Below are 13,489 nucleotides of genomic sequence, written 5' to 3'. Positions count from 1 at the left end.
ACCGAGCAACAATGAATTTCCGCACCGCCACCGCACCGCGCCACTCGGAAGGACGGGCTATGACGATACGGAACCAATGTACGGCGCGTGCGCCAACAGGCCCGAAGCCAGCGGTCGGCAGAGGGCCTGTCTGGCTTCCCGCGCGAGGGATGAGTAAGGGAGCGCCAGCGACCGAGCGAATCGGTTGGGGAGGGTGTGGTGCGGTAGCGGGGCGGTAGTGTGGGCGGACTGAAAGGGGCCGTCGTTCGCGCACCGCGTGGTCGTCTCAGTGACCTCTCTCGTGAGGAGCGCCAGCGACGAATCGAGATGTCGCTGAGCGACCGCGAACGGACGGGGGCTTTCGACGTCTGCTTCTCAGTAATTGCAGCCAAAGTAGTTACAGAGTCATTCACTCGGAGCGAGCAGTCGGGTGATTCTGAACCTCCACCATCGCTGCTGAGTCGTAATCCACCCAACCATCGAACCAGTGACTTTTTTCGGGGTACCCCACCCACTATCGGATAATGCTGACCGGAGTGAACGTGGCCTTGGGGGTGACCGGAAGTATCGCGGCGGTGAAAGTGGTCGAACTGGCACACGAGTTGCGCAGGCGCGGCGCGAACGTCCGCGCGGTGATGTCGCCGAGCGCGAAGGGCATCATCAATCCGTGGGCCGTCGAGTTCGCCACCGACAACCCGGTCGTCACCGAGATAACGGGGAAAGTCGAACACGTCGAACTCTGCGGCCGTGAGGGCTGGGCCGACGTGTTCCTCGTCGCGCCCGCGACGGCGAACACCGTCGGGAAAATCGCGGGAGCCATCGACGACACGCCCGTCACGACCTGCGCGACGACGGCACTCGGCGCGGACGTGCCCGTCGTCATCGCGCCCGCCATGCACGAACCCATGTACGACCACCCCGGCGTCCTCGATGCCATCGACCGCGTCGAATCGTGGGGCGTCGCGTTCGTCGACCCGAGAATCGAAGAAGGGAAGGCGAAAATCGCCACTCAGGACGCCATCGCGCTCGACGTCGCCCGCGCGACCACCCCCGACCTGTTCGGCGGAAAGCGCGTCGTGATCACCAGCGGCGCGACCAGCGAGGCCATCGACCCCGTCCGAATCATCACGAGTCGCTCCTCCGGAAAGACGGGGCGAGCGGTCGCCCGCGCCTGCTACGTCTACGGCGCTTCCGTCACGCTGATTCACGACGGACCGACCGTCCCTTACGCCACCGTCGAGCAGGTCGAGACCAGCGCCGAGATGCTCGACGCCGTCCGCCAGCACATCGAAGGACTTCCGGCCGACGCTCTCGTCTCCGTCGCCGCCATCAGCGACTACACCGCCGACGACGAGGACGAAAAGATCCGGTCGGGACGGGAACTCACCCTCGACTTGCATCCGACTCCCAAACTCATCGACACGGTTCGGGACGAACATCCCACCCTCCCCATCATTGGGTTCAAGGCCGAAACGAGCGGCGACGACGACGCGATGGTCGTCGCCGCCCGTGAAACCCTGGAACGGGCCGACTGCTCGTTCGTCGTCGCGAACGACGCGAGCGTCATGGGGGAGGAGGAAACGAGGACGCTGTTCGTCCGGCCGAACAGCGTCCGGGAGTACAGCGGGAGCAAGGACGAACTGGGACTCACCGTCGCCGAGGAACTCGCGGGCGAACTTGCAGACGAGTGAGACCCTACTCCTCGACCCGTTCCCGCATCCACTCGAACTGCTCCCGTAGCCGTTGTTCCCCGATTTCTGTCAGCGTGAACACGTCGTATAGCCCTTCGACCCGTCGCTCCACGTGCCCGCTTTCGACGAGGCGCTCCAGCGTCGCGTAGTATCGCTTCGGATCGAGTTGTTTGTCGTAGTGTGATTCGAGTCTCGTCTTGAGTTTCTGGCCGCGGAGTTCCCCGGCCTCGGCGAGGAGGATGCACATGTCGCGGCGGGTGCCGCTCTGGTGCCAGCGTGTCATGTGGGACAATCGAGGGGCGAGACTCACGTCGCTTTCGGGTTGGAACCGATAGCTTCGACTGTCCCCCCTTCGAACCGGCGACCATGACGACGCTCTCGGACGACGACATCACGGCCCGCTACTCCGAAACCGACGACGAGCGCATCCTCGAATTCTCGCGCGAGGGAAAAACCGCGGCGGTCGCACAGAACCGCGAAGGGTACGGGATGCTGAAAGTCAGGGAAACGGCCGACAGTCCTGAAATCGAACGTTACTACGGATTCGACATGGCGTTGGACCATGTGGCGGAACTGCTTGGCGTTCGACCGAACGACCTGCCAGTTCCCGACCCCGCCGCGGACATGGGTATGTAACGAATCGAACAGGGGACTCGGGGAAATGGACAAAACATCTCCAGTGAACGACGAGAGACACGTCCGTAAAAAGAGATTTCTGATGACATATACCCCCGCAAACCTTTTCTCCGGGGATTGAGTGGCCTTCTGTAATGGCTAGCCTGAGCGAACTTCTGGAGGACCTCGTCGGGGGTGTCGACGCAGTGTTTCTCTTCTCTCCGAGCGGGTCGTACTACGAACGGTTCGCGGAACTCGACGACACGGACGTGGTCGTCGTCGCCCCGAGCAACAACGTCGGCGCGAGCAACTTCGTGGAACTGCCGCTCGAATTCACCAGCGTCAAAGACCGCATCCGGTTCGGCATCGAAGGGGCGATGGACAACGGATTCGCGGAGGACGGTGACGAACTGACCTGCGTGGCGAGCATGTTCGGCGACGGACTCGATACGGTCACCCAGACCAGGGCGGACGAGGACGTTCACTCGGGTATCTACGACCTGTTCGCCAACTCGCGGGCCGACCCCGGCGTCATCCGGGACGTGTTCGAAGTCGCCATCGAACTGGGGAAGAAGGGACAGAAAGGGAAACCCGTCGGCGCGCTGTTCATCGTCGGTGACGCGGGCAAAGTGATGAACAAGTCCCGCCCGCTGTCGTACAACCCGTTCGAGAAGAGCCACGTCCACGTCGGGGACCCCATCGTGAACGTCATGCTGAAGGAGTTCTCCCGACTCGACGGCGCGTTCGTCATCTCCGATTCGGGCAAAATCGTCTCGGCGTACCGCTACCTCGAACCGTCGGCGGAGGGCGTGGACATCCCGAAAGGACTCGGTGCACGCCACATGGCGGGCGGTGCGATCACGCGCGATACGAACGCGACGGCCATCGTCCTCTCGGAGAGTGATGGGCTCGTTCGGGCGTTCAAGGGCGGTGAGATAATTCTGGAACTCGACCCGGAGGCTTATTAGATGGCCGCGGAATGGCAGGTACTCCTCCAACAGGAGTACCGAATCGTCCTCGCCATCCTCATTCTCATCGTCGGTGGCATCGCCGGGTATCTGCTCGGTCGATTGAACATGCGTATCCTCCGTGCCGCAGGACTCCACGAAGTCGTGGAGGGGACGCCGTTCGAGCGCACCGCCCGAAGCCTCGGTACCACGACGGTCTCTCTCATCGCCCGTCTCACGTCGTGGTTCATCTACGGCGTCACGATCCTTCTCGCGCTCAACACGGCCGAACTACCGCTGAGCACGCAACTTTTCTGGCAGATAATCCTCTTCACACCGCAGTTGTTCGTCGCGGCACTCGTGTTCATCATCGGGTTCATCGTTGCGGACAAGGCCGAACTGCTCGTCAGCGAGCGACTCCGGAGCGTCAAACTCCCCGAAGTCAACGTCATCCCCCGAATCGTCAAGTACAGCATCGTCTACATCGCCTCGCTCATCGCGCTGAGCCAGATCGGCATCGCGGTGATGACCTTGCTCGTCCTCTTCGGCGCGTACGTCGTCGCCGCCATCGTCTTCGGCGCGGTGGCGTTCTGGGACCTCCTCCGCTCCTCCGCGGCGGGAATCTATCTCTTGCTCAACCAACCCTACGGCATCGGCGACGAGGTCCGTGTCGCCGGAAACCAGGGTATCGTCCAGGAGGTAGATCTGTTCGTCACTCACATCGAAAACGACGGCGAGGAGTTCATCATTCCCAACCATCTCGTCTTCCGGAAGGGTGCGGTCCGACTTCGAAACTGATCCCCCGAGGGCGATTTTCGCTGTTTCGAGCGCTCGTCCGTCGTGCCGACGAGCCTCCCCGACTCGACCGACGTTGAGTCTCGTTCACCGATACTTCCTTGAACCAGCCGGTTTATTCTTCCAGTATGTACGACAACGTGTTGGTTCCGACGGACGGAAGCGACGTCTCCGAAAAAGCGGTCGAGCACGCGATCCACCAGGCCAAACAGGACGGCGGGAAGCTTCACGTCCTCCACACCGTGGACGCGGACACGCTCCCGTCGTCGGTCAGCTCGATCAGCGTCGACGACGAGTTCAAGGAGATGGGGGAGGACATCGTGGAAGGCGTCGTCAAGCAGGCCGAAAGCGAGGGCGTCGAGGCCGAGGGGACGGTCATTTCCGGTTCGTCTGCGGAGCAGATAGTCAAGTACGCCGACGAACACGACATCGACCTCATCGTCATGGGAACCCACGGGCGTACCGGAATCGGTCGTGTCATCTCAGGCAGCGTGACCGAACACGTCGTCCGGTCGGCCACCGTTCCCGTCCTGGTGATCCACATCGAGGATCCGGCAGACGCCGACGACGACTGACGCGTTCGGCCGACCGGAAGATCGCATCGGAACCGCTCATTTTCTCGGAAAAAAGACAGCTGTGGGACGACGCGTGGAGCCAACGAGTCAAGCTGTGGGACGACGCGTAGAGCAAACGAATCATAACGATTGTTCTCGAAAACGGGTTCGTATCGCGCTCCAGTGACTAAAATCGGTACATTTAGGGGATGAAAACCGAATCAAACACAGCATGATGGATAGTGCATACCGGGGCCGACGTGTATTCCGTTATTGTTCGAACACGTCGGCACCGTCTGTTGGAAGCGAAGTAGATGTAGTCGCCGATAGAGGTGACCGTTGATGGATTACGGTCTTATCGCGGCAGTAACCGTCTTCATACTCACGTACGCGCTCATTATCAGCGAACGTATCGACCGCTCCACCGTCGCGATGGCGGGTGCCGCCGCGATGGTGCTGTTGGGTATCATCTTCGACTACTTCTCGCAGGAGGAGGTCATCACCGCCATCGACTGGAACACCATCGGTCTCCTGCTCGGGATGATGCTTATCGTCGGAATTCTCGAAGAGACCGGCCTGTTCGAGGCGCTGGCTGTGTACGCCGCCAAGGTTTCTCGCGGGAACTACTACTACATGATCGTGCTGTTCAGCGTCCTCACCGCCATCGGGTCGATGACCATCGACAACGTCACGACGGTGCTCCTCGTCGCGCCGGTGTCGCTGCGCATCTGTGACGACCTCGGCGTGGACGCCAAACCGGTGTTGCTCATGGAGGCGACCTTCGCCAACATCGGCGGCGTCGGAACCCTCGTCGGCGACCCGCCGAACATCATCATCGGGAGCGCGGCAGGGCTCACCTACGTCGATTTCCTCTACAATCTGCTGCCCGTCGTCCTCCTGAGCATGGTGCTCACGCTCATCGCCTTCCGCTACTACCTCTCGGACAAAATCGAGGAGGCGAACGAGATCATCCGGGAACGTACCACCGAAAACAGTATCCTCGACCACGAACCGCGTGAGCAGGTCAAAAATTGGGGACTCCTCTACCGGAGCCTCGGTGTTCTGGTCCTCGTAACCGTCGGGTTCGCCCTGCAGGGAATCACGGGTCTCGAACCGGCGACAGTGGCGCTGGCTGGCGCTTCGTTGCTCTTACTCATCGCCAATCAGGACATGGAAGAGATGGTTTCCCGCGTCGAGTGGACGACGCTCCTGTTCTTCGCGGGCCTGTTCGTCGTCGTCGACGGGATCGCCAAAACCGGCGTCCTCACGACGGTCGCGAAGGCAATCGCGAGCCTGAGCACGAGCCACTATTCGGCCTCCATCGTCGTGCTGCTCATCTCGGCCGTCGGTTCGGGTATCGTCGACAACATCCCGTTCACGGCGGCCATGATTCCGGTCATCAACTCGATGAACTCGCAACTCGGTCTCCACGGTAACGAACTCTGGTGGGCGCTCGCGATGGGTGCCGGATTCGGTGGGAACGCCACCTACATCGGTTCCTCCGCGACCGTCGTGGCCGTCAAAATCAGCGAGCGTCACGGCGACCCGATCACGTTCCGCTACTGGCTACGGTACGGGACGGCCATCATGCTCGTGACGGTCTTCACCGGGATTCTCGATCTCACGGTGCGGTTCTTCGTTCTCCCGAACTTCGCGTAGACGTTTTCGTTTTTTCGCACTCTCTCGTTCTCGCTCTCACCGTTCGTTCTCGCTCTTCCCGTTTTTCCCGTCCTCGACGTCGAAGAACGGCACGTCCATCTTTCGGGCCGACCGCGAAATCATGTGCGCGCCGGTCGTGCCGTGATGAACAGGAAGACGATGCCGACGAGGGAAGGGATGTCCGGCCCGAACGGACCGAAGTGGACGGCACCGGCCAGGAAGATGGACGCCGCGCCGAGCGTCGTCGACTTCGTCGTGGCGTGAAGCCGATTGTACACGTCGGGGAGTCGGATGAGTCCGATGGTCCCGACCGTGAGGAAGAAACAGCCCACGGTGACGAGCACGATTTCCACCAGCCGTAGGGCGAACGCGAGCGAAGTCATCGGATGACGTCACCCCCGATGACGAACTTGGCGACAGCAATCGTGCTGACGAAGCCGACGATGGCCAGTTCGAGCGCGATCAGCACGTAGAACCCACGGTCGGCCAGGAGGGCGACGAGCACCGCGATGGCGACGACGTTCGTTGCCACGGTCTCCAATCCGACGACGCGGTCGGGGGCGGTCGGCCCGCGGATGACCCGGTAGCTACAGGCGAGCGTGAGCACGCTCGTGAGGATGAGCGCGATGGTGAGCACGGCGTCGTAGGCCTGTGCGATCATCGTGGGTTCAGTCATCGTCCTTCCCTCCTGCCCACTCGTCCCTGGACGAGGGTATCGGTGTCGGCGTCTCGCCAAAGATGACGAACGCGTAGTCCTCCCACGTTCGGACGGATTCGACGAGCGACTCCCTGTCGCCGTCGATACTGTGGACGGAGAGGGAGTGGTCCTCCTCGTCGTAGTTGATGGTGAGCGTTCCGGGCGTGAGCGTGATGCTGTTGGCGATGGTCGTGATGGCGACGTCGCTGCGAACCCTGAGCGGCACATCCACGACCGTCGGTTCGATGGGCATCGACGGCGAGAGCGTGAGTCGTGCGACGTCGAGGTTGGAGACGACCAGTTGTTTGACGAACGTCCACACGTAGCCGAGGACGTATCGAAGGGTTCGAGGACGCCAGACGAGCGGGCTTCTGGGAGCGTAAAATCGACGGAGCGAGTAGGAGATGACGAGACCGACCCCGAGTCCGAGCACGAACTCCGTCACGAATCCCGAAACCGTGAGCGTCGCACCGCGAACCAACATCCACAGGACGGCGAGCGCGACCCCCTGCAACATCCATCGACGCCTCATCGACCCACCTCCATCAGCCCCACGCCGTTAACGTAGGCACCCGTATCGGTGGCCGCTTGAGCGGCCGCGTGGGCGGCGACGGATACCAGTTGGAAACCGAGGCCGAACGCGACCACCAGTGCCGCGAGACCCACGACGACGGTTAGCTGAACCGCGAGGGGCCGTCGGGAGACGACACCGGTCGTCGAACGAGTCCGGGTACCCCAGAAGACGGCGTTCCACAGCCGAGTGGTGTACGCGATAGTGAGGACCGCGCCGACGAGCGTGACGGCGAGCACGAGTTGGCCACCGACCGGATTCGTCGTGAGCACCTGCACAGCCACGTTGAACACGAACAGTTTCCCGAAGAAACCGAGAAGGGGTGGAATGCCGACGAGGGCGAGCATCCCGACGAACGCGCCGCCCGCGAGGGACGGCCGCCACGACGCCACCCCGCCGAGTTGGTCGAGCGACGAGGTTCCGAACGACGCCGAGACGACGCCGCTGGTGAGGAAGAGCAGACTCTTCGCCAGCGCGTGGGCCGCGGAGTAAACGAGCGCCGCGACGACGCCGAGCGCTCGCAACTCGGGATCGGAAACTGCGGCCGCCACCGCGAGTGGCATGACGATGAATCCGACCTGCCCGATGGAGGAGTAGGCCAGCAATCGGTCGAGGTCGTCGCTGCCGACCGCGGCGAGGCCGCCGTAGATGATGCTCGCGGCCGCTGTGACGAACAGGACGGGGGCGAAGAACGAGAGTATCGACGTCCCGTGGAGGACGGACTCGAAGACCGGAAGCGACGCGGTTGCAAAGACGGTGAAGTAGAGTCGGATGATCGCGTACACGCCGACTTTCTTCACGACGCCAGCGAGTACGGCGGTGATGGGTGTCGGTGCGACGGCGTACGCGTCGGGGACCCAGAAGTGAAGCGGCACCAACCCCGCCTTGAGCGCGAACACGACGAACAGCAGGGCGGCCAGTCCCAAGACGGGAGCGACGTCGATGCCGTACGCGGCCGGATCGGACAGACGCCGGGCGAGGTCGGCCATGTTGAGCGTCCCGGTCGTGGCGTAAAGGCCGCCGATGCCGAGGAGCATGACCGCGCTCCCGACGAGGTTGAGGACGACGTAGGAGAGGGCCGCCCGCGTGTGCTCCGGTCCACTGTAGAACAGCACGAAGACGTAGCTCGCCATGAGCATGACCTCGAACCAGACGAACAGGTTGAACACGTCGCCCGTCAGGAACGACCCCGTGACGCCCAGGACGAGGAAGTGATAGAGCGAGTGAAACGAGAGACGCTGGCCGTAGGGCTGGATGGAGACGACGGCGAAGACGAGCGCGGCGAGCGTGACCACCGCGGCGATGACGAGCATGAACACCGACAGCGCGTCGGCGACGAGCGAGATACCGAACGGCGCGGGCCAGTTCGATACCTGGTAGACGAGGACGCGCGGCGTCGAACCGACCGGAAGGACGACGCGGGCGAACAGTACTGCGACGGCGACGAGGTAGGCGACGCTTCCGAGGAGGCTCACTCCCTGTTGCAGACGGAGGCGTCGGCGAGCCAACAGCGTGGCGATGGCCGTGAAGAGCGGTATCAGAAGCGGCGCGACGATGATCGTATCAGTCATTGTTTCCTCCTAGCATCGTGGTATCGATCGTTCCGTTCTCCTGGTAGGCGCGGTAGGTTAGCACGAGCGCCAGCGTCGTCGTGGCGAAGCTGATGACGATGGCGGTCAGGACGAGTGCCTGAACGAGCGGGTCGTCACGCCGGACCCGCCGCCGTGACCTTCGAGGATGGGAGCGCGACCGGAGAACCCACCCATCGAGATGAGATAGACGTTCGTCGCCTGGCTGAAGACGGTGAGCCCCCAGACGACTCGAACGACGTCGCGCCGAAGGATCAAGAACGTCCCGACGGCGAACAGGATGCCCAAGACGAGCGCGACGAAGAACTGCGGCCGTTGGGGTTCGGCGGCCACGAGGAGTTCCGACGCCATCATTCGGCTCCCACCACCGCGAGTACGGTCAGGAGCGCCCCGACGACGACGAGATAGACGCCGAAATCGAACGCGAAGGCGCTGGTTAATTCGATGTCGTGAACGATCGGGAGATGCTCGACGAACACCACCGCTTGGGTCAAAAACGGCGCCTCGAACAGGATGGGAACGAGTCCGCTTCCCGCGGCTATCGTGAGGCCGAGCGCGAAGACGGTGAGGAACGCCGACACCTGTCGGGTACCCACTTCGCGCGTCCCGTCCCGCCCGACGGCCGACCCCGCGATGATGTCCGTTTCGAGGAAGGCCTGACCGAAGACGACGTAGATGAGTGCAACCGCCGTAGCGGTCATGACTCCCGCGATGAAACCCCCTCCGGGGAGGTTGTGACCTTGGAGGAGGAAGGCAATGGCCGTCACGAGGATCAGCGGAACGACGGTCCGCGTCACGGTTCGGGTGATGACCGTCGTGTCGGCTTCGTCGCTCATTGCATCTCACCCCGTCCTCGCATGGCGATCAGCGTGAGGACTGCGAGTGCGGCCATCGCGATGACGCTGATCTCTCCCATCGTGTCGAAGGCACGGAAGTCGACGAGGATGACGTTGACGATGTTCGAGCCACCGCCGTAATCGAAGAGGAACGAACCGTGTGATTTCGGGACGCCCGCGTGTTCGACGAAGAAGGAAGCGATTCCCTCCTTCGGATTCGCCGCGGTCGTGAACAGCACCGTCAGGAAGACGGTGAACCCCACGGCCGCGGACACGATGGCGTCCCGTGCCGCCGTCCAGCGACCGATCCTCCCGTAATACGCCGGGAGCTTTTCCAGCACGAGCAGGAAGATGACGAGGATGAGCGTCTCGGCGATCAGTTGCGTCAGCGCCAGGTCAGGCGCGCGTCCGAGGATGAAGAATATCGCGACCATGAACCCCATCACCGAAAGCGTGAGCACTCCCGCGATGTGCGAGTCGGCGACGGTGACCGCCACCGCCGCGACCACGGCCACGAACAAAACGAAGATAGTCGGGAGCGTCACCACGGCTCCGGAAATCGCCGGAATCGACGACGATGCTGCGGCGTACGCGCCGAGCGTCAGAACGGCGATGGTCGCGAAGAGCCAGACGGCGTACGTTCGGAGCGGCGCACTTCGAGTGCGGAGCATCGTCGCCACCCGCGGGTCGCTCAGTCCGTCCACCGCGTTGTCGTACCACCAGTTCACGCGGAGCGGGTCGATGGCGAGCAGGCGGTTCACCCCCTCGTGGAGGTCGTCGTAGTACGGGTACGTGACGAGGCCGAGACCGATGGTGACCGCGCTCATCACGGCGGCCGGTGTGACGGCGGTCGGAAGGTGGTAGCTGAAATGAACCGGTTCGACGTGTCCGCCCGCCCCCGGCGGAAGCACACTTTCCACGACCGTCCCGACGAAGTGATTGAGCGCGGTCGGTGCGATACCGAACGTGTCGGTCACGCCGCCGAGGCCGATGAGCGCCGCGATGATTCCGAGGATGACGGGCGGAACCAGCATGGCGAGCGGCGGACGATGGACGTGTCCCAATCCCGTCGGCTTCTCGCCGAAGAAGAGCATCATGAACCGAACGGAGTACAGAAACGTGAAGATGCTCCCGAAGACGGCGACGACGGGGAACAACCACGCGAGGCCGCCGTGAACGTGAGCCGCGTGGTAGGCCGATTCGAACAGCAGTTCCTTCGAGTAGAAGCCGTTGAACGGCGGAACGCCAGCCATTCCGAGGGCGGCGATGACCGTGACGGCCGCCGTGATCGGAAGGTCACGCCACAGACCGCCGAGATGGTCGATCGTTCTGGTCCCCGCTTCGTGCGCGATGATCCCCGCGACGAGGAACAGCGCCGCCTTGAACATCGCGTGGTTGAGGATGTGGAATGCGCCGGTCTCGGCCCCGAACTCGGAGGCGAAGCCGAAACCCGCGATGATGAGTCCGAGATGGCTCGCCGTCGAGTAGGCCAACAGTTCCTTGATGTCGGTCGCGGCGACGGCGAGGATGGCCGTGACGGTCATCGTCACCAACCCCAGAATCGCAAAGAGCAGCATCCAGTCTGGAATCGCGTGAACCTCCTCCGGGAGGAACAGCGGACGGAATCGACCGACGAGGTAGACACCGGCCTTGACCATCGTCGCGGAGTGGAGGAACGCAGACACCGGCGTCGGCGCTTCCATCGCGTTCGGCAGCCAGATGTGTAGGGGTACCTGCGCGGATTTCGCCGCCGCACCGACCGCGATGAGCACGAGTGCGGGAACGAACAACCCGTTCGAGTGGAGTTGTTCGCTCGCGTTGGCGACGTTTGCAGGCGTGAGGATTCCGTTGGGTCCGAACATCGCGTACGTCCCGGTTACGTCGTGGATGAGGAGGAACCCTATCAGCATGAACAGCCCACCGGCGACCGTGATGAGCATCGACTTCCGCGCGGCGTACTGTGCCGACGGTCGGTCGGAGTAGTGGCCGATGAGGACGAACGACGTGAGACTCGTCAGTTCCCAGAAGACGAACAGGGAGATGAGGTCGGCGGCGAACGCCACGCCGAGCATCGACCCCATGAACGCCAGCAGTGTGGTGTAATACTTCTCCTTGCCCGGTTCTCCGTCCATGTATCGTCCGGAATACGTCAGGATGAGGACGCCGACGCCGCTGGCGAGGAACCCGATGAGCAGCGAGAGTCCGTCCACGTAAAAGCGAAGCGAGACTCCGAGCGAGGGAATCCACGGGAAGGAAACGGAGGCGTTCGTGCCGAGCAGGCTGGCGACCATCCCGAAGCACGCGAGCGCCACCGCCGCCGCGTAGTAGGCGGTTCGGTCGCGGAGAACGCGGTAGACGAGCGGCGTCACGGCCGCCGCCGCGAAGGGGAGCATCACCAACACAAGCACAACGAGGCCTGCCGAATTCGAGGGCGATTGCACGCTCGAAAGTGGCGATGGACGTACCTTAACAGTTCTCAAACCGGCCGTGATTTGTTCCGACACGATACCCGAGTAGATTAGTTTCGTGACATCACGGAGTTCCGCGTTCTTCTTTCAGCAGGTGGATACGTTGTTGGGTATAGGTGTCGAACGTTCGAGACGATTCGAAAGGATGTTAGTTTCAAAATTCGGATTCTAAAATACATCCGCTACGCTGAGAAGTATCACATATAGTGGAATAAATATATACAGCCATATCTTTATTAGGGAGTAGTAGCAAATCCTGTTATAACGCGCATACCATCCGGAGAAAGCAAATCCGAGTCAGGTTCGATATATCCTGTTTCAGGTATCTGATCGTAACTATCGGATATTTTACCGACGAGGGAAAGTTCTGCTGGTGCGACAGCGCGTCGAAGGAGAATTCGATATATGACACTCAAGGAAAAATTCAGTTCGAAACTGTCTGACAGCAGAGGCGTGAGTCCCGTAATCGGCGTGATACTAATGGTTGCCATTACGGTCATCTTGGCGGCCGTGATCGGAACGTTCGTGATGGGCCTGGGGAACAACGTGGACAAGAATGCACAAGTGGGCGTGTCGTTCGACCAAGTTAGTAGTAACTCGGTCGACGTTCAGTTGACCCAACTCGGAAACGTCCAGAGCGCCGAGAACGTATCCGTAACGTCGCAGGATTGTGAAGTTGCTGGGGAAATCGGTGAGAGTGAGAACTTCGATGAGGTCGGTGGGATAATCTCCGCAACTGAATGTGAAAGTGGCGACAAAATCGTCGTCAAAGCGACTGTAAGTGGTAAACCGAGCGTCGTTTCCACCTATACGGTCAACTGATTTCCCGGCTCTACGCTATCGTTTCGGTATTTTTCATTAGAGAATGGACTTCTTTTCGACAGGCGCCGTCGTTCGGTGAAAGGATGGAAACAAATCGAACCCTGCTGGGTTAGTAGGGTAGGGGGGGTGTTGTTGGCAATCGATTTGTCGCGGGTTTTTCCAACCCGCATATTTTCGTAGGGGGGAGAGTGTAAAAGCGATGAGCCTTATCCGGACTGAAAGTGAAAGTGGTGGACGTGACGAATTCGGCGACCACCTCGCAACCG

General features: G+C 61.7%; 13 protein-coding genes and 2 pseudogenes. 7 read left to right on the top strand and 8 right to left on the bottom strand.

What is annotated here, in order from left to right; all coding sequences use genetic code 11:
* Positions 1–503 precede the first annotated feature (503 nt).
* Complete coding sequence (gene coaBC, locus A4G99_RS21050; protein WP_066147976.1) at positions 504–1,670, top strand: bifunctional phosphopantothenoylcysteine decarboxylase/phosphopantothenate--cysteine ligase CoaBC; 1,167 nt, start codon at positions 504–506, stop codon at positions 1,668–1,670.
* A 4-nt stretch (positions 1,671–1,674) separates the two neighbouring features.
* On the opposite strand, the gene A4G99_RS21045 is transcribed toward coaBC, so the two are convergent.
* Positions 1,675–1,953: a helix-turn-helix transcriptional regulator gene (locus A4G99_RS21045; RefSeq protein WP_066147973.1), complete on the bottom strand. Its 279-nt coding sequence runs from the start codon at positions 1,951–1,953 to the stop codon at positions 1,675–1,677.
* An 83-nt stretch (positions 1,954–2,036) separates the two neighbouring features.
* Between A4G99_RS21045 and A4G99_RS21040 the strand changes: the two genes are divergently transcribed.
* The 5 genes from A4G99_RS21040 to A4G99_RS21020 all read left to right on the top strand — a co-directional run bounded on the left by A4G99_RS21040 (position 2,037) and on the right by A4G99_RS21020 (position 6,240).
* Complete coding sequence (locus A4G99_RS21040; protein ID WP_066147972.1) at positions 2,037–2,306, top strand: hypothetical protein; 270 nt, start codon at positions 2,037–2,039, stop codon at positions 2,304–2,306.
* A gap of 134 nt (positions 2,307–2,440) precedes the next feature.
* The gene (gene dacZ, locus A4G99_RS21035) at positions 2,441–3,253 is read left to right on the top strand and encodes a diadenylate cyclase DacZ (RefSeq protein WP_066147969.1); all 813 of its coding nucleotides are present in this window, start codon (positions 2,441–2,443) and stop codon (positions 3,251–3,253) included.
* Entirely contained in the window at positions 3,254–4,030 is a 777-nt protein-coding gene (locus tag A4G99_RS21030; protein ID WP_066147966.1) for a mechanosensitive ion channel family protein, read from the top strand.
* A gap of 125 nt (positions 4,031–4,155) precedes the next feature.
* On the top strand, positions 4,156–4,602 hold the full coding sequence (locus A4G99_RS21025; RefSeq protein WP_066147963.1) for a universal stress protein: 447 nt from the start codon (positions 4,156–4,158) through the stop codon (positions 4,600–4,602).
* A 321-nt stretch (positions 4,603–4,923) separates the two neighbouring features.
* Complete coding sequence (locus tag A4G99_RS21020; protein ID WP_066147961.1) at positions 4,924–6,240, top strand: ArsB/NhaD family transporter; 1,317 nt, start codon at positions 4,924–4,926, stop codon at positions 6,238–6,240.
* A gap of 36 nt (positions 6,241–6,276) precedes the next feature.
* Here A4G99_RS21020 and mnhG read toward each other — a convergent pair.
* From mnhG to mbhE, 7 genes and pseudogenes are all read right to left on the bottom strand, one after another.
* A pseudogene (gene mnhG, locus A4G99_RS21015) lies at positions 6,277–6,623 on the bottom strand (monovalent cation/H(+) antiporter subunit G).
* Entirely contained in the window at positions 6,620–6,916 is a 297-nt protein-coding gene (locus A4G99_RS21010; RefSeq protein WP_066147959.1) for a monovalent cation/H+ antiporter complex subunit F, read from the bottom strand. The pseudogene mnhG and the gene A4G99_RS21010 overlap by 4 nt, the downstream one beginning before the upstream one ends.
* Entirely contained in the window at positions 6,909–7,469 is a 561-nt protein-coding gene (locus A4G99_RS21005; RefSeq protein ID WP_066147956.1) for a Na+/H+ antiporter subunit E, read from the bottom strand. Before A4G99_RS21005 ends, A4G99_RS21010 begins: the two co-directional genes overlap by 8 nt.
* A complete protein-coding gene (locus tag A4G99_RS21000; protein ID WP_066147955.1) occupies positions 7,466–9,079 on the bottom strand; it encodes a complex I subunit 5 family protein in 1,614 nt (537 codons plus the stop codon). Before A4G99_RS21000 ends, A4G99_RS21005 begins: the two co-directional genes overlap by 4 nt.
* Positions 9,072–9,448: pseudogene (locus A4G99_RS20995) on the bottom strand (sodium:proton antiporter). Before A4G99_RS20995 ends, A4G99_RS21000 begins: the two are co-directional and overlap by 8 nt.
* Complete coding sequence (locus tag A4G99_RS20990) at positions 9,448–9,933, bottom strand: MnhB domain-containing protein (RefSeq protein ID WP_066147950.1); 486 nt, start codon at positions 9,931–9,933, stop codon at positions 9,448–9,450. The pseudogene A4G99_RS20995 and the gene A4G99_RS20990 overlap by 1 nt, the downstream one beginning before the upstream one ends.
* Complete coding sequence (gene mbhE / locus A4G99_RS20985; RefSeq protein WP_066147946.1) at positions 9,930–12,326, bottom strand: hydrogen gas-evolving membrane-bound hydrogenase subunit E; 2,397 nt, start codon at positions 12,324–12,326, stop codon at positions 9,930–9,932. Before mbhE ends, A4G99_RS20990 begins: the two co-directional genes overlap by 4 nt.
* A 480-nt stretch (positions 12,327–12,806) precedes the next feature.
* On the opposite strand from mbhE, the gene A4G99_RS20980 reads away from it, so the two are divergent.
* Positions 12,807–13,223, top strand: coding sequence for a type IV pilin (locus A4G99_RS20980; RefSeq protein WP_066147942.1), 417 nt, complete (start codon positions 12,807–12,809; stop codon positions 13,221–13,223).
* Positions 13,224–13,489: the final 266 nt, after the last annotated feature.

Origin of the sequence: Haladaptatus sp. R4, assembly GCF_001625445.1 — an archaeon.
Lineage (GTDB): Archaea > Halobacteriota > Halobacteria > Halobacteriales > Haladaptataceae > Haladaptatus.
Note: the sequence above shows the minus strand (reverse complement) of the source record. Positions and strands in the feature narration are given on the sequence as shown.